Below are 15724 nucleotides of genomic sequence, written 5' to 3'. Positions count from 1 at the left end.
ACGTTCCAAGGGGGAGGGCATGGCACACGGTGCGGCCGCACCGTTGGAATCGATCCGCACGTCGGTGTACACGGTGCCCACGGCGGGGCCGGAGTCCGACGCCACCCTGGAGTGGGACTCGACGACCATCGTGGTGGTCCACGCGGCCGCCGGCGGCCGCACCGGGATCGGCTACACGTACGGGTCGGCCGCGGTGGCCGCCCTCATCAGGGATGAGCTGCGGGACGTCCTCGCGGGGACCGACGTCCTCGATGTGGCCGCCCGCTGGGCGGCCATGACGGGGGCGCTGCGCAACGCGGGACGTCCCGGGATCGGCGCCATGGCCGTCTCCGCCGTCGACATCGCATTGTGGGACCTCAAATCGCGGATCATGGGCGTCCCGCTGGTGGTGGCGCTGGACGCGTTCCGGCAGGCCGTGCCCGTCTACGGCAGCGGCGGCTTCACCTCCTACACCGACCGGCAGCTGGCCGACCAGCTGTCGGAGTGGGCCGGGCGGGGCATCGGCCGGGTCAAGATGAAGGTCGCCCGCGATCCGGCCGCGGACAGGGCACGGGTCATCGCGGCACGGCGTGCCGTCGGCGACGGTGTGGAACTGATGGTGGACGCCAACGGCGGCTACCGGCGCAAGCAGGCGCTCGGCTGGGCGCGGTGGTTCGCGGACATGGGCGTCACCTGGCTGGAGGAGCCCGTCAGCTCAGACGATCTGGACGGGCTGCGGCTGCTGCGCGACGCCGGCCCGCCGGGCGTGGACATCACCGCCGGGGAGTACGGCTGCACGCTGCCCTACTTCCGCCGGATGCTGGAAGCCGGGGCGGTCGACTGCCTGCAGGCCGACGTCACCCGTTGCGGCGGCATCACCGGTTTCCTGCGGGTCGGCGCCCTGTGCGACGCGCACGGCTTGGACCTGTCCGCGCATTGCGCTCCGCAGGCCGCGCTGCACGCCTGCGCGGCCGTGTGGCACCTGCGGCACCTGGAGTACTTCCACGACCATGTGCGCGTCGAGCGGATGCTGTTCGATGGGGTCCGCGAGCCCACCAGCGGCGGGAGTCTGGAGCCGGACCGCTCCCAGCCGGGACTCGGTCTCCGGCTCAAAGAGGCCGATGCCGCGCCCCACCTCGTCGCGTGACCTGGGGAGGCCCAAGACGCGCGCACCAACGACGGCGCGGCCCGCGGCGACGACCTCCGCGCCCACACCGTCGGCGAGGGTGTTCCGGCGCCCCCCGGCCCCGCCTTGTCCTCGGTCTAGGTAGGGCCCCTTGCAGCAGGAAGGAAGCCCGGGCCGCGCATCTATTCACTCGGTATATACACCGGGTGTATAGTCGCGGCCATGTCGACTCCGCAGATCCTGCTGGCGTTGCTCGCCGAACGCCCCAAGCACGGATACGAGCTCAAGCGGGAACACGACGAGCGGCTCCCGGGGGCCAAGCCGCTGCCGTACGGCCAGGTCTACTCGACGCTGCAGCGGCTGGAGCGGGACGGGTTCGTGGCCGTCGCCGAGGTCGTCCAGGAGAGCGGGCCCGAGCGCACGGTCTACGAGCTGACGCCCAAGGGCGAAGAGCGGATGCGGGCCTGGCTCGCCGAGACCGAACCGCCCCTGCCCTACGTCGGCGGCGCGCTGTTCAGCCGCGTCGTCATGGCCCTGGTGGCGGGCGGCGACGCACGCGCCGGGCTGGACCGGCAGCGCGCCGCCCATCTGGCGCGGATGCGCGAGCTGACCCGCGCCAAGACCGCTCCCGGCGCGTCCGCCGCCGAGGCGCTCGCCGCCGACTACGCCCTGCTGCACCTGGACGCCGACCTGCGGTGGATGGAACTGGCCGTGCACCGCCTGGCCGACCTGACCAAGGAGATCAGCCGATGAGTCCCCTGCTGCACGCGCGCGGCGTCGCCAAGACGTTCGGCCGCACCCTGGCGCTGCGCGACGCCTCCCTGTCGATCGACGCCGGAGAGGTCGTGGCGATCTCCGGCCCGAGCGGCTCGGGCAAGAGCACCCTGCTGCACTGCCTGGCCGGAATCGTCGTCCCCGACGAAGGCGAGATCCACTACGGCGAGACCCGCGTGGACGAACTGGACGAGGACGCCCGCACCCGCCTGCGGCGCGAGGCGTTCGGCATCGTGTTCCAGTTCGGCGGGCTGGTGCCGGAGCTGACCGCCGAGGAGAACGTGGCGGTGTCGCTGATGTTCCGCGGGACCGACCGCGACCGGGCGTCCGCCGCCGCGCGCGAGTGGCTGGAGCGCGTCGGCGTGGGCGACTGCGCCACGCTGCGGCCCGGCGAGCTGTCGGGCGGCCAGGCGCAGCGGGTCGCGGTGGCCCGGGCGCTGGCCACCGAGCCCACCGTGGTCTTCGCCGACGAGCCCACCGGCGCGCTCGACAGCGTCGCGGGCGAGGAGGTGCTCGGCCTGCTGCTCGGCGCGGCCCGCGAGCGCGGCGCCACCGTCGTCCTGGTCACCCACGACAACCGGATCGCCGCCTACGCCGACCGCGAGGTCGTGGTGCGCGACGGCGTCGTGTCCGAGGTCCCGGCGGTGGCCCGGTGACCGGGGGCGGGACGCGCATGCCGTTCGACATCGCCGCGATGCTGGCGCGCGGCACCTCCCGCGCCGAGCGGCGGCGGCGCCGGCTGCTGGCCTGCTGCGCCGCCCTGACCACGTTCCTGCTGCTCGGCGCGGTGAACCTGCTGATGATCAAGGGCACCGAGCACACCGACTGGGCGGGGCTGGTCGCCGAGGAGGGGCTGCGGCCGGGCACCGCGCTGGCGCTGGTGCTGCTCGTCATCCCGGTGCTGGCGCTGGTGCACCAGAGCGGACGGGTCGCGCAGGCCACGCAGGAGCGGCGGCTGGCGGCGCTGCGGCTGGCCGGGGCCACGCCGGGGGACGTCCGGCGGCTGGCGGCGGTCGAGGCCGTCCGCATCGGCGCGGCGGGGGCGATCAGCGGGGGCATCGCCTACGTGTGCGCGCAGCGGGCCGCGATGGCCGCCCTGGGGGTCCGCGACACCGGGCGGTACGCGATCGCGCTCTGGGCGGTTCCGTTCGTGCTCGTCCTGGTGGTGGCGGCCGCGGCGGCGGTCAGCCTGCTGGTGTCCCGCCACGTCGTCACCTCGCCGCTGCACGTCGCCCGGCGCGGCACCCGTCCCCGGCCGCGCCGCGCCGCCCTCATCCCGCTGGCCGCCGGCGTCGCGCTGATGATGGCGAGCACGTTCGTCCAGTGGCTGGACCTCGGCATTCCGCTGCTGTTCCTCGGCGCCGCCGCCACCCTCCTCGGTGTCATGACGGGCTCCGGCCGCCTGGTCCTGGAGGCGGCCCGCCTGACCGCCCGCCGGGCGCGCACCCCGGAGACGCTGCTGGCGGCGCGCGCCCTGGAGGCCGACCCGCGCGCCACGGGCCGCACCATGGCGGTCGTCGGCCTGGTGGTCGCCTTCGGCACGGGCACCGGCGTCATCGAGTGGGACGTGTTCCACAACGCCTCCGCGGCGGACGCGCCGATCGGGTCGTTCTGGCTGGTCAGCTTCGGCCTGACCTATGCGGCGCTGCTGTTCGCGCTGCTGGTCGCGGTCACCGCGCTGGTGGTGCACCGGGCCGAGGCGCTGCTGGAGAACGGCCGCTCCATGGCGGTGCTGGCCGCGTCCGGAGCTCCGGTGGCGTCCCTGCGCCGGGCGGCGGTGCGCCAGACGCTCATCGCCGCGACCCCGGTGTGCGCCGTCGCGGCCCTGGCCACGCTCCTCGGCATGGCGCCGGAGCTGGCCACCGGACCGAGCCCGCTGATGGCCGCCTGGACGGCCGGCCGGGCCCTGCTCATGGTCGCCCTCGCCGTGACGGCGGCGGCCGCCGTCACCGCCGCGTCCGGCCGTCTCCTCTCCCGCGCCGCCGCTCCGGAGCAGCTGCGCACCGAGTGACCCCCTGGGCGCGGGTGCCGGGCGGATCGCCGTGCGAGGCGGTCCGCCCGGTGTCGTCTCCGACCGGCGCGGGCCCGGGGCCGGGCGGATGTACGAGGTTTCCCGGATACCCCTCCAGCTGCGGTGATTACAGAATGTCACTGACAGTTCACGAATAGAGGGTATCGACCATGAAGGCGATCACACCGTCGGGGGCCCTGCGCCGCGGAGTGACGGCGAGTCCCGTCGCACTCGGCGTGCTGGTCGCGGCGAGCCTCGTCGCGCCGGGTCCGGCGCTGGCCGTCGACGACAAGCCGTGCGCGCCGCCCGTACCGCACCCCGTGTACGAGAAGGTGCAGTACTGCCCGCTGAGCCGCGGGAACGTCCCCGTCTACGCGAACCACAAGAAGGAGTCGGGGATCATCGGCTACCTCCGCAAGGGAGGTAGCGCCAACTGGTTCTTCGGCTACCAGTGCCGCGACGGCATCATCCGCCGGGGCGGGCTGGCGAACGACTGGTGGGCCGCCACGAAGGCCGACAACGGCAAGCTCGGCTGGGTGCCGGAGATCTACTTCGCGGGCGGCGACAACTTCGAACCGGACGCCGGATTGCTGAGGACGGCGTGCTGAACCGCACTGTCACGGAGGCGAAGATGAAAGCGTTTCAAGCGATCCTCATGGGTGCCGCGTCGTCGCTGCTCGCCGGACTGCTGCTTCCGGTCGGCGCGGCGCATGCCGACCCTCCCAAGGGCGACTTCATCGCCCGCGGCGTCAAGATCCGCGCCGCTCCCCGGCTCAACGCCCCCGTCCGCGGGCACGGCAACCCCGGCGACGGCTTCACCTGGAACGGCGGCCAGAGCTTCGCCGATCCGGTGACCTGTCCGAACGGCGAGGTCAAGGACCACTGGACGTACGTGATCAACAACCGGACCAAGGTCGAGGGCTACGTCTCCGACTGCTTCATCAAGGAGTTCTAGCCTCCGCCTGCGACGGCGGACGCCCCGGCCCCGAGTCGCGGTCTCCGGGGCCGGCGGACCGCCGCCCGGCACGCACCGCGCGCCGCGCTCGCGGTGCGTGCCTCTCGAGCCGGCGGCGCACGGGAACAGGCGGCCTCCGTGCGCCGCCTCCCGAGCCGGGACGGCGCAGGCGGCCGGGGTCAGCGGACGGTGGTCTTGGGCGGCGGGCCGGGGCGTTGGAAGAGGACGTACAGCCACAGCAGGGACGGGACGAGCAGGACCATCCCGGCGATGACCGTGCCCAGGGCGGCGTGGAGCACGGCGGGGTCGGCGGCGGCCTCGGTCACCGTCACGCCGGGCGGGAGCATGACCGGGTACTGCGCCACCGCCCAGCCCCACACGACCGCCGCGACGGCGAGCGCGGCGGTGACCCTGGCCAGGGCGTACCGGCGGAATGCGAGCGTCATCATGGAGGCGAGCCCGGCGACGCCCGAAACCACGACGAGGGGCAGCGCGCGGCCGGTCAGCCCGGCGTACAGCGACGGCGCGTCGCCCCGCACGACGAAGACGCCCAGGATCGCGATGACGCCGGTGATCACGGCGGTGCACAGGCCGCGCAGGCGGAACGCGTCGGCCAGCCCCGGGTCGCCGCCGCGGCGCGCGTCGGCGGTGAGGTAGACGGCCGCCAGGTAGGCGGTGGCGCCCACCGCCAGCGCACCGGCCATCAGCGAGGTGGCGTTCCACCAGCTCGTCACGATGTCGCCGGCGGCGAGCCCGTAGGGGACGCGTCCGGACGCGACACCGCCCGCGATGGTGCCGAGGAAGAACGGGGTGAGCACCGACGACAGCGCGAACGCGCCGCCGAACAGCCGCAACTGCCACAGCTCGGTGCTGGCCTTGCGGAACGCGAACGCCGCCCCCCGCGCGATGATCCCGATCGCCACGAGGGTCAGCGGTATGTAGAGGGTGGAGGCGACCGAGGCGAAGACCCCGGGGAAGCAGGTCCAGAACATCACCAGCACGAAGATCAGCCAGACGTGGTTGGCCTCCCAGACCGGGCCGATGGAGTGCTCGATCAGCTCGCGCTGGGCGCGGCCGCGCCGGGCGCCGCCGGCCAGCGCGTCCCAGAACCCGCCGCCGAAATCGGCCCCGCCGAACAGCGCGTACAGGGTGAGGCCCGCCCACGCGAAGAGCAGCAGCCACTGCGCGGCGGTCACGGCGCGTGCTCCTGCGTCCAGTCCTCCTGGGGTGCGGCGACGTGCCGGCCGCGCAGCCGGAGAAGGACGTAGACGGTGGCCACGGTCAGCACGACGTACACGGCGAGCACCACGACCAGCCCCGCCCACAGGCCGGGCGCCGGGTTGACCGCGTCCGCGGTGCGCTGGTGCTGCCAGACGATCCACGGCTGGCGGCCGACCTCGGTGGTGACCCAGCCGGTCTCCAGCGCGAGCACCGCGGCCGGGCCGGACAGCACGGTCGGCCACAGGAACCAGCGGGTGCGGGGCAGGTCGCGGCGGCGCCACCACACGACCGCCAGCCAGCAGCCGAGCAGCAGCAGGGCGAACCCGATCGCCACCATCAGCTGGAAGCTCAGGTGCACCGCGTTGACCGGCGGACGGTCGGCGACCGGCACCCTGTCCAGCCCCTGGACGACCGTGCCGGGCCGGTAGCCGACCAGGATCGACAGCGCGTTCGGGATGCGGATGGCGTACCGCATCTCCCCGTCCAGGTAGAGGCCGCCCACGGACAGGGGGACGTGCGAGCCGGTCTCGTTGAGCCCTTCGATGGCGGCGAGCTTGGCGGGCTGGCGGTCGGCGAGCAGCCGGGCCAGGCCGTCCCCGACCGCGATCTGGAACGGCGTGATGACCGCCGCCACCGTGAACGGCAGCAGCAGCCCGATGCGGTGGTAGCGGTCGCGGCGGCCGCGCAGCATTCCCGCGGCGTACACGGCGGCGATGCCGAAGCCGGCGACCATGAACGCGGCAAGGATCATGTGGACGGTCTGCCAGGGCGTGGCCGGGTTGAACATCGCCGCCCAGGGGCGCACTCGGGTGACCCTGCCGTCCGCCAGGTCGAACCCGCGCGGCTGGTTCATCCAGGCGTTGGCGCTGACGACGAAGAACGCCGACGCGACCCCGGCGACGCACACCGGCAGCCCGGTCAGCAGGTGCACGCGGGGCGGCAGCCGGTCCCAGGCGTACAGGTAGACGCCCAGGAAGATGGCCTCGATGAAGAAGGCGAACCCCTCGAACGCGAACGGCAGCCCGAGCACCTGCCCGTAGGTCGCCATCAGCCCGGGCCACAGCAAACCCATTTCGAACGAAAGGATCGTGCCGGACACCGCGCCGACGGCGAACATCACGCCCATCGCCTTGGCCCAGCGGTGCGCGAGCCGCCGGTACGCCTCGTCGCCGGTCCGGATGCCGCGCCACTGCGCGAAGACCGTCAGCGCCGGCATGCCCACGCCGAAGCAGGCGAGGATGATGTGCCAGCCGAGGGATATCCCCATCTGCGTCCGCGCGGCCACCAGATCGGCCGGCGTCGCGGCGTCGGCCAGCACTCCCATGCGTCCCTCCCCGGCGGAACCGCTGCGATCCGTGCCCCCCTTTCATCACCGCGAACGCCGGGTTCACTCGCCCGCCCCCTCCGGTGCCCGTCGGACCGTCCGGCGACGGCAAGTCCTCCATACCGATGGACCAAGGTGTCCTTGGTCACAATTCCGGAGCTGTGTGACGGCGCGGCGCCTGTTCGCGGAGGAATCTGCCGCTCCGCACCCCCCGCATAAGTGGTTTCTCGCGATGCATGTTCTGCCTGTGATTGCTGTGATCGATGTGACCGGCGGCCGGAAGACGCACACACAAAGATCGTCTTTAGTTTTTACCTTCGAAGGTTTGCGAGTTCTTTGCCGCATCTCCTATGGTCCGTGGTACTCCGCCGTCCGGTGCACCGGCCGGCGGGGCGCCTAATCCCACGGCGCCGGCCGCCTGGGAACCGGGGACCCAACAGTTCTTCGGGGTGAATCCGCGGGCAGCCGCGGTAGGGCCGCTCCTTGGTCCGAACCCGTCAGCTAACCCGGTCGGCAGTCAAGGAGAGGAGAGGACATGAAGGAGCCTGCCCGGCTCTGCCCCGCCACCCCAGCGGCACGCCGCAGCCGCCTCATGACGATGCCAACGCCCTGATAGACGGGGCGGTCCCCTTGGCCGCCCGCTTCGCGCCGTTCCGGCCGCGCCGCTCCCCCGCCTCCCCGCGGCGGTGACCCCGCCGCCGGCACCGGGCCTTCGACACCTCCCCCGCCATCGGCGATCAGGGCCGTCCTCCGCACGGCTCAACGTTTCCGGCGCAGCCGCACGCCCCCATTTCCCGCGCGTTCTTCACGCCTGCTCTCTTTTTGCTGCCCGAATTCCTCCAGACCAGTTCCCCGGAAGGAAATACCCCCATGAACCCGAACGCCAAGCACCGCCGCACCGACCTTTGGCCCACCGAGATGCCGCGTCGCTCGGTCCTGCTGGGCGGTGGAGTCCTGCTGGGGAGTGCGGCGCTCGGCGTCGCCGCGGCACTGGGCCCGTCGGCCGAACACGAGGTGGCGAACGCCGCGAACGCCACCGACGCGGGCGATGCCACCGGAATGGCGCAGGCCGCCCGGCCCGACGAGTCCAGGTCGTCCCGAAAAACGCGTAAACAGGGGAAGGGTGCCCCGCTCATCCACTCGACCAGTGAATGGGGAGCGCGCACCCCCTACCGGCGGGCGACGGTGCTGTCCCGCGCACCCGAGTACATCGTGGTGCACCACACGTGTACCCCCAACGTCACCGACTACTCGCTGCGGCAGGGCTTCCGGCTCGCGCGTTCCATCCAGGGCGCGCACATGGGACAGGGATGGGGTGACACCGGCCAGCACTTCACCATCAGCCGGGGCGGTCACATCATGGAGGGCCGCAAGGGCAGTCTCGCCGCCGCCCGCAGGGGCCGGATGGTGATCGGCACCCACGTCGCCGGCGCCAACGGCTACACCGTCGGCATCGAATGCGAGGGCACCTACAACTCGGTCATGCCGCCCCGCCGCCTGCAGGACTCGCTCACCGAGCTGATCGCCTGGCTGTGCCGCCAGTACGACCTCGACCCGATGAAGGCGATCGTGCCGCACATGAAGTTCAACGACACCGATTGCTGCGGCTACGCGTTCGCCCCGACCCTGCCGCGCCTGCGCAAGCGCGTCGCCGCCGCCCTCCGCTCCGCCTGACGTCCACGGAACGCAGACGCTGACGGCCGCGTCCCCTGGCCGGGACGAACACCGAAAACGGCCGTTACCACCACCGGCGCCAACGACCGAGAGCCGCACAGGTGGAAGCGTCTTCAACCGACCGCGCTCGGGCGCCCGGCCCAACGGGGGACGAGCCGGGCACCCGGCGCGGGGCCCACAAAACCGCACCGCACTCGACGGAGCATGGTCAACACCACCAAACGCGGCCATTCCGACGACGGACACCGAACCGACGCAGCGAGGGGCGGAACACCCGCGAAGCCGCGACGCGCCGAGAACGGGCGATGGGGGTGCCGTCTCCCGACCGCGCTCGGGCGCCCGGCCCAACGGGGGACGAGCCGGGCACCCGGCGCGGGGCCCGCGAAGCCGTACCGCACCTTACGGGTGCGGCCGCCGCGGGCGGGAGATGGCCCTTCCTGTGGCGGACACCGATCGGTCCGGCTGCCTCGGCGGGCGCGTCGGTGTCAGGAGGTGAACTCGCAGGTGTCCGCGGTCCAGCCGGGGACGCGGTCGCTGAGAGTGAGGCCGAGACCGGGACGGTCCGGCACCAGCATGCGGCCGTCGCGGATCTCCAGGCGCTCGTTGAACAGCGGCTCCAGCCATTCGAAGTGCTCGACCCACGGCTCCTGCGGGTAGGCGGCGGCCAGGTGCAGGTGGATCTCCATCGCGAAGTGCGGGGCGAGCTGCAGGCGGTTGTGGTCGGCGAGCGCGGCCAGGCGCAGGAACGGGGTGATGCCGCCGATGCGGGGCGCGTCGGGCTGGATGATGTCGGCGGCGCCGACGCGGATCAGCTCGGCGTGCTCGGCGACGCTGGTGAGCATCTCACCGGTGGCGATCGGGGTGTCCAGGGACGCGGCGAGCGCGGCGTGGCCGGCGTGGTCGTAGGCGTCCAGCGGCTCCTCGATCCAGGTCAGCGCGAACTCCTCCAGGGCCCGGCCGAGGCGCTGCGCGGTGGGCCGGTCCCACTGCTGGTTGGCGTCCACCATGAGCAAGACGTCCTCGCCGAGCTTGTCGCGGACGGCCTTCACCCGGGCCAGGTCCACCCGGGCGTCGGGATGACCGACCTTGATCTTGATGCCGCCGATGCCGCGGCCGACCGCGGCGGCCGCGTTGGCCAGCACCTCCTCCAGCGGGGCGTGCAGGAACCCGCCGGAGGTGTTGTAGCAGCGCACCGAGTCGCGGTAGGCGCCCAGCAGCTTGGCCAGCGGCAGCCCGGCGCGCTTGGCCTTCAGGTCCCACAGCGCGATGTCCAGGGCGGCGATCGCCTGGACGGACAGGCCGCTGCGGCCGACCGACGCACCGGCCCAGACCAGCTTCTCCCACAGCCGGGCGATGTCACTGGGGTCCTCGCCGAGCAGCTCGGCGGCGACCTCTCCGGCGTGCGCGTACTGGCCGCGGCCACCGGCCCGCTTGGAGTAGGCGAAACCGAGCCCGTGCAGCCCGTCCGCGGTGTCGATCTCGGCGAACAGGATCGCCACCTCGGTCATCGGCCGCTGCCGTCCGGTCAGCACCTTGGCATCGCTGATCGGGGTGGCCAGCGGCAGCAGGACCGAGGACAGGCGGACCCGGTCGATGCGGTCGGTCGTCGTCATCGCAGCTCCTTGTCGGGATGGTCGACTCCGGGGGTCTAGTGCACGGCCGCCAGCCACAGGTGCGCGGCCAGGCCGAGCCCGGCCAGGGCGATCGCGACGCGCAGCGGCCGCTCCGGCAGCCGCCGGACCAGCGCGGGACCGGTCCAGCTGCCGGCCAGCGCGCCGCAGGCGAGCACGGCGGCGGCGGTCCAGTCGACCGGCGCCAGGAAGGCGTAGCGATCGCCGCGACGAGGTTGGCGCCGCCGGTGGCGAGGTTCTTCACCGCGTTGGTCACCGCGAGCGGCTCGGTCGCCGACACCGACAGCACGGCCAGCATCAGCACGCCCGCCGCGGCGCCGAAGTACCCGGCGTACAGGCCGACCAGCACGACGGCCACCGCGAGCAGTGCGCCGGACGGGCCGGCGCCGGTGGCCGCGGCGCGCCGGTCGGCGAGCGCGCGCAGCCGGTCGCGGGCCAGCAGCACCGAGCCGAGTGCGATCAGCCAGGGCACGACGAGTTCGAAGACGCCGTCCGGCGTGCTCAGCAGCAGCGCGGCGCCGAGGGTGCCGCCCACGGCGGCCAGCGCGACCAGCCTGCCGGTGCGGCGCCGCTGGCCGCGCAGTTCGGCGCGCGACCCGGCGGCCGCGCCGACCGTGGTGGAGAACAGCGCCACGGTGTTGGTGACGTTGGCCGCGACGGGCGGCAGCCCGACGGCGAGCAGCGCGGGGTAGCTGAACAGCGACGCCAGACCCGCGACCGACCCGGCCAGGCCGGACGCGACTCCGGCGAGCAGCAGCAACGCCGTGGCGTCGACCCCCACCGCTCGCGCCCCGCCTCAGATCCCGGCGGCCAGGTCGGCGGCGGACGGGTCGACCGGGGCCATCCGCTCGATGGCCAGGCGGGTGCGCTCCATCGCGGCCAGGATCTCCCGCCTGCGGTCCTCGTCGAGGCCGGCGATCGGCACCGAGCAGCTGATCGCGTCGGTGGCCGGGCTGGTGTAGCGCAGCGCGAGGCCGAAGCAGGTGATGCCGGCGTAGTTCTCCTCGTTGTCGATCGCGTGCCCGCGCTCCCGGGTCAGCTCCAGGTCGCGCAGCAGCGCGTCGTGGTCGGTCAGCGTGTTGGGGGTGAGCGGGGTGAGCTCGCGGGGGACGTGCGCGTCCACCCCGGCGCCGGGGGCGGTCGCGCCGAGGCGTTCGGCCAGCAGCGCCTTGCCCATCGCGGTGCTGTAGGCGGGCAGGCGGCGGCCGACCCGGCTGAACGGGCGGATGTAGCGGTGCGACTCCCTGGTCGCCAGGTAGACGATGTCGGTGCGGTCGAGCCGGCCGAAGTGGATGGTCTCGTCCAGCTCGGCGCTCAGGTCGGTGATGTGCGGCTGGACGATCCGCAGGTAGGGGTCGGTGTCCAGGTAGGTGGTGCCGGCCAGCAGCGCGCGGATGCCGATGCTGTAGTGCGTCCCGGACGGGTCGCTGCGCACCCAGCCGTGCTCGACCAGCGTGCGGATCAGCGCGTACACGCTGCTGCGCGGCGCGCCGAGCGCCTCGCTCAGCTCGCGCAGGCGGGCCGGGCGGTTCTGCCGCGAGGCCAGCAGTTCCAGCAGCTCGACGGTGCGCGCCGCGGACGCCGTCACCTACGGCATCGAGCCCACCGCGGCGATCATCATGCTGGCCGGGATCTTCTACGGCGCCCAGTACGGCGGGACGATCACCTCGGTGCTGCTGCGGCTGCCCGGCGAGGCGTCCAGCGTGGTGACGGCGATCGACGGGTACGAGATGGCCCGCCGCGGCCGGGCCGGCGCGGCGCTGGGCATCTCGGCGATCGGGTCCTTCGTGGGCGGGACGATCGCGATCGTCGCGCTGACCCTGGTCACCCCGCTGGTGGCCCGGTTCGCGGTGGACTTCGGCCCGGCCGAGTACACCGTGCTGGCGCTGCTCGGCATCCTCATGGTGACGACGCTGGGCAGCGGGTCCGTGCCGCGCAGCCTGCTGATGGCCGCGCTGGGCCTGCTGCTGGCGACCGTCGGCCAGGACCCGCTGGTCGGCACCGCCCGGCTGACGTTCGGCAGCGACGAGCTGCTCGACGGCATCGACTTCGTGATCATCGCCATGGGCCTGTTCGGGGTCGGCGAGCTGCTGTACAACCTGGAGTCGCTGCGCCGCCCGGGTCCTCCGGCGGCGAAGGTGGGGTCGGTGTACCCGTCGCGCGCGGACCTGCGCGCGTCCCGGGGCGCCATCGGCCGCGGCTCGGTCATCGGGTTCCTGCTGGGCATCCTGCCGGGCGGCGGGGCGACGATGTCGTCGATGGCGGCGTACGCGGTGGAGAAGAAGGCGTCCCGGCGCCCCGAGGAGTTCGGCAAGGGCGCCATCCAGGGCGTCACCGGGCCGGAGACCGCCAACAACGCCGCCGCCACGTCGTCGTTCATCCCGCTGCTGTCGCTGGGCATCCCGGCGAACGCCACGATGGCCGTCATGTTCGGCGCGCTCATGCTGCAGGGCATCACGCCGGGGCCGCTGCTGGTGGACGAGCGGCCCGACCTGGTGTGGGGCGTCGTCAACTCGATGTACGTCGGCAACCTGCTGCTGCTGTTGATGAGCCTGCCGCTCATCGGGATCTTCGTGCGGATCCTGCGGGTGCGGGCGTCGGTCCTGGCCCCAGTGACGGTCCTGATCACGATGCTGGGCGTCTACACCGTCCGCAACAACGTGTTCGACATGTTCCTGGTGACGGGGCTCGGCGTGCTGGGCTACCTGATGAAGAAGGTCGGCTACGAACCCGGCCCGCTGGTGCTGGCGTTCGTGCTCGGCGGCATCCTGGAGCCGGCCTTCCGCCGCGCGCTGCGCACCTTCGAGGGCGACCTCACCGGCTTCCTCACCGAGCCCATCGCCGCCACCCTGCTCGGCGCGACCGTCGTCCTCGCCCTGGCCCCGCCGGCGGTGCGGGCCCTGACCCGCCGCCGCAAGGCCGCCTCGCCTTCGGAGAACCCGGCTCTCACCTGAGGCCGCCCACCCGGGCGGGACGGGCACGAAGGCAGGCCGGCGACCTGTGCCGACTGGACGGCATGGGCCGCCGGCCTGCCGCGCATTCTGCGCCATACCGGCTTCTGGCATCCTTTGCCGCATGTCGCTGTCGTACCTGCCCGACTCGGCGCATCCCCGGGTGGCGGTCGATCCGGCCGTTCCCGCCGAGGACCGGCGGGCCCTGCGCGAGAACCAGGACGTGCTGACGCCGGCCTCAAGCCCCGTGCCCGGGCGGCTGCAGGTGCTGATCGGCGGTTCGGTCGTCCGTCTCGTCCGCAGGTACCACGGCCGCTACATCGTGGCGGCCGACCTCGACCCGGACGCCAAGATCCTGCTGTGCCGGGCGCAGGAGGCGATCGACGCGGTGCTGGAGTCCGAGGTCAACAAGGCGGGGCTGCTCGACGGCATGGACAACGCGCTCACCCTCCCCGCCGAGGAGTGGGAGATCGCCCAGACGCTCATGACCCACTCGCGGATGCGGGAGGAGCAGCGGCGGCTCCGCGAGTCCGACCTGACGCCGCTGGAGAAGTCCCGGTTCGCCCCGCAGCGCGAGGCCCTGCGCCGTTCCGTGGCGGCGGTAACCGAACGGATCGAGGCCCTGGAGGAGTACGCGGCGCGCACGGCGGCGGCCGACGACGCCTACCGGCGGCAGCGGCGCCGGGCCATGCCGCCGCCCGACCGCAGCGCGCAGATCCTCGAGCTGGAACGGCGCAACGAGGCATACGAGGAGCTGCTCGCCCGCACCGCCGCGCACGAACTGGCGGCCGAGCGGATCGAGGAGCTGGCCGACGACGCCGCGGAGGTCGAGGCCGCCCTGCGCCGGGCGGGCGACGCGGCCAGGCGCGTCGGCGGACCGTCCGCGTCCTGACTTCGCGCGTTCCGGCGCGGTGTCCGCCGCGGAGGCGGATGATGGGACGGCATGGACGAGCGAGCGGTCGAGGGCCTGTACGCGGCCTTCGCGAACGTGCCGCGGCCGAAGGCCGTGGCGGGGTGTCCGTGCTGCGTCGCGCCGGACGAGGACAGGGCGCTGCTCACCCGGCCGCTGCGGGAGCTCGGCGCAGCCGATCTGCGCAGGTACGCCGCCAAGGCGATGACCACGTGGGGGTCGGAGGAGGAATTCCGCTACTTCGCGCCCCGGCTGCTCGAACTGGCCGCCGACGACGCCTTCAACTGGCCCAGCGTGGAGGTCGTCTTCGGCAAGCTCGGCATGGTCCCGTGGACGGAGTGGCCCCAGCGCGCGGCCCTCGAAGAGTTCCTGGCCGCGTTCTGGTCGCGGACGCTGGCGAGCCACCCGTCCCGTCCGGACGCCGGCACCGCGCTGTGCGCGCTGACCCTGGCCGTCTCCGACGTCACCCCCTACCTGAGCGAGTGGGAGCGGCTCGACACCGGCGCGGCCGTCCGCCGGCTGCACGACTTCACCGCCGACGTGCTGATCCGGCGGCCCGGCGAGCGGGTGCGGCTGACCAACGCGGAGTGGGACGTCAACGTCCCGGCGTACCGCCAGGTCGTCGCATGGCTCACCGAGGGCCCGGCCCTGCGCGCCGTGCAGGCGGCCTTCGAGCGGCTCGACGACGAGCCGACGCTCGAACTGCTCCTGGAGATCGAGTATTCGCTGTCGTCTCCCGTCGGCTGAACGGCGCGGGCGGCTCACGGACCGGCCAAAGACCGCTCGGGGGCGGGGCGGCCGCATCCGCCGCCCCGCCCCCGCCCACTGCGCGGTTGCCGGGTCGGTCGGCCACGAACACGTCCCGGGCCGGTGCGGATCCGGCGCCACGCACGACGTCGCTGCCGGGCCCCGCCGCTCGCGTTGGCGGCGGATCACCTACGCGCCCGGCGCGATGCCGCTGCCGCCGTGCCCGGGATGGATCAGCCAGACCGGGACGGCCGGTGAGCCGGGTGGTCTACTGGCAGGTGCAGGGGTCGGCGACGAGCATGTGCGGGTCGCCGCCCGCCACGCCGCGGACGACCTCCACCCCCGCCCTCGGCATGGCGTCCGCAGTGAACTGTTTCCATCCTCATTGGGCCTGGTGGTGGAGGGTGAGGATCGCCTGCAC

Annotated in this window: 15 protein-coding genes, 1 pseudogene and 1 riboswitch; of the genes and pseudogenes, 10 read left to right on the top strand and 6 right to left on the bottom strand. The window is 73.4% G+C overall.

All coding sequences use genetic code 11. The features are described 5' to 3' along the window. The first annotated feature begins 19 nt into the window (after nt 1–19). The 6 genes from ABD879_RS04980 to ABD879_RS04955 all read left to right on the top strand — a co-directional run bounded on the left by ABD879_RS04980 (nt 20) and on the right by ABD879_RS04955 (nt 4845). Entirely contained in the window at nt 20–1126 is a 1107-nt protein-coding gene (locus ABD879_RS04980; RefSeq protein WP_345017863.1) for an enolase C-terminal domain-like protein, read from the top strand. Between the two features lie 201 nt (nt 1127–1327). Further along, on the top strand, nt 1328–1858 hold the full coding sequence (locus ABD879_RS04975) for a PadR family transcriptional regulator (RefSeq protein WP_345017861.1): 531 nt from the start codon (nt 1328–1330) through the stop codon (nt 1856–1858). After that, nucleotides 1855–2535 (top strand): ABC transporter ATP-binding protein, encoded by a 681-nt coding sequence (locus tag ABD879_RS04970; RefSeq protein ID WP_345017859.1) that lies wholly within the window; start codon nt 1855–1857, stop codon nt 2533–2535. The genes ABD879_RS04975 and ABD879_RS04970 overlap by 4 nt, the downstream gene beginning before the upstream one ends. Continuing rightward, nucleotides 2532–3890 carry an FtsX-like permease family protein gene (locus ABD879_RS04965; protein WP_345017857.1) on the top strand — a complete coding sequence of 453 codons (1359 nt, stop codon included), beginning with the start codon at nt 2532–2534 and terminating at the stop codon, nt 3888–3890. Before ABD879_RS04970 ends, ABD879_RS04965 begins: the two co-directional genes overlap by 4 nt. A gap of 170 nt (nt 3891–4060) precedes the next feature. Beyond that, nucleotides 4061–4498: a hypothetical protein gene (locus tag ABD879_RS04960; protein ID WP_345017856.1), complete on the top strand. Its 438-nt coding sequence runs from the start codon at nt 4061–4063 to the stop codon at nt 4496–4498. A 23-nt stretch (nt 4499–4521) separates the two neighbouring features. Then, nucleotides 4522–4845, top strand: a complete 324-nt coding sequence (locus ABD879_RS04955) for a hypothetical protein (protein WP_345017854.1) — start codon at nt 4522–4524, stop codon at nt 4843–4845. A 179-nt stretch (nt 4846–5024) separates the two neighbouring features. Here the strand turns inward: ABD879_RS04955 and ABD879_RS04950 are convergent, their stop codons facing one another. Both ABD879_RS04950 and ABD879_RS04945 read right to left on the bottom strand, forming a co-directional pair. After that, complete coding sequence (locus tag ABD879_RS04950; protein WP_345017852.1) at nt 5025–6041, bottom strand: cytochrome d ubiquinol oxidase subunit II; 1017 nt, start codon at nt 6039–6041, stop codon at nt 5025–5027. Next, a complete protein-coding gene (locus ABD879_RS04945) occupies nt 6038–7390 on the bottom strand; it encodes a cytochrome ubiquinol oxidase subunit I (RefSeq protein ID WP_345017850.1) in 1353 nt (450 codons plus the stop codon). Before ABD879_RS04945 ends, ABD879_RS04950 begins: the two co-directional genes overlap by 4 nt. Nucleotides 7391–7788: 398 nt before the next feature. Further along, nucleotides 7789–7922: riboswitch (cyclic di-AMP (ydaO/yuaA leader) on the top strand. 338 nt (nt 7923–8260) lie between these two features. On the opposite strand from ABD879_RS04945, the gene ABD879_RS04940 reads away from it, so the two are divergent. Beyond that, nucleotides 8261–9064, top strand: coding sequence for a peptidoglycan recognition protein family protein (locus ABD879_RS04940; RefSeq protein WP_345017848.1), 804 nt, complete (start codon nt 8261–8263; stop codon nt 9062–9064). Between the two features lie 485 nt (nt 9065–9549). Here ABD879_RS04940 and ABD879_RS04935 read toward each other — a convergent pair whose 3' ends face one another. From ABD879_RS04935 to ABD879_RS04920, 4 genes and pseudogenes are all read right to left on the bottom strand, one after another. After that, the gene (locus ABD879_RS04935) at nt 9550–10677 is read right to left on the bottom strand and encodes an L-talarate/galactarate dehydratase (protein ID WP_345017847.1); all 1128 of its coding nucleotides are present in this window, start codon (nt 10675–10677) and stop codon (nt 9550–9552) included. Nucleotides 10678–10712: 35 nt separating this feature from the next. Further along, on the bottom strand, nt 10713–10853 hold the full coding sequence (locus ABD879_RS04930) for a hypothetical protein (RefSeq protein WP_345018041.1): 141 nt from the start codon (nt 10851–10853) through the stop codon (nt 10713–10715). Between the two features lie 98 nt (nt 10854–10951). Then, nucleotides 10952–11476: pseudogene (locus tag ABD879_RS04925) on the bottom strand (TSUP family transporter); the annotation flags it as partial. A gap of 15 nt (nt 11477–11491) precedes the next feature. After that, nucleotides 11492–12283 (bottom strand): IclR family transcriptional regulator, encoded by a 792-nt coding sequence (locus ABD879_RS04920; RefSeq protein ID WP_345017844.1) that lies wholly within the window; start codon nt 12281–12283, stop codon nt 11492–11494. Between ABD879_RS04920 and ABD879_RS04915 the strand changes: the two genes are divergently transcribed. The 3 genes from ABD879_RS04915 (at nt 12261) to ABD879_RS04905 (ending at nt 15303) form a co-directional block, all read left to right on the top strand. Continuing rightward, entirely contained in the window at nt 12261–13649 is a 1389-nt protein-coding gene (locus tag ABD879_RS04915) for a tripartite tricarboxylate transporter permease (RefSeq protein ID WP_345017842.1), read from the top strand. The two genes, ABD879_RS04920 and ABD879_RS04915, sit on opposite strands and share 23 nt — an antisense overlap. A gap of 121 nt (nt 13650–13770) precedes the next feature. Continuing rightward, nucleotides 13771–14538 carry a hypothetical protein gene (locus ABD879_RS04910; protein WP_345017840.1) on the top strand — a complete coding sequence of 256 codons (768 nt, stop codon included), beginning with the start codon at nt 13771–13773 and terminating at the stop codon, nt 14536–14538. A gap of 51 nt (nt 14539–14589) precedes the next feature. After that, entirely contained in the window at nt 14590–15303 is a 714-nt protein-coding gene (locus ABD879_RS04905) for a hypothetical protein (protein WP_345017838.1), read from the top strand. The last annotated feature ends 421 nt before the right edge of the window (nt 15304–15724 follow it).

Source organism: Actinomadura keratinilytica (assembly GCF_039539665.1).
GTDB classification, from domain to species: Bacteria; Actinomycetota; Actinomycetes; order Streptosporangiales; family Streptosporangiaceae; genus Spirillospora; species Spirillospora keratinilytica.
Note: the sequence above shows the minus strand (reverse complement) of the source record. Positions and strands in the feature narration are given on the sequence as shown.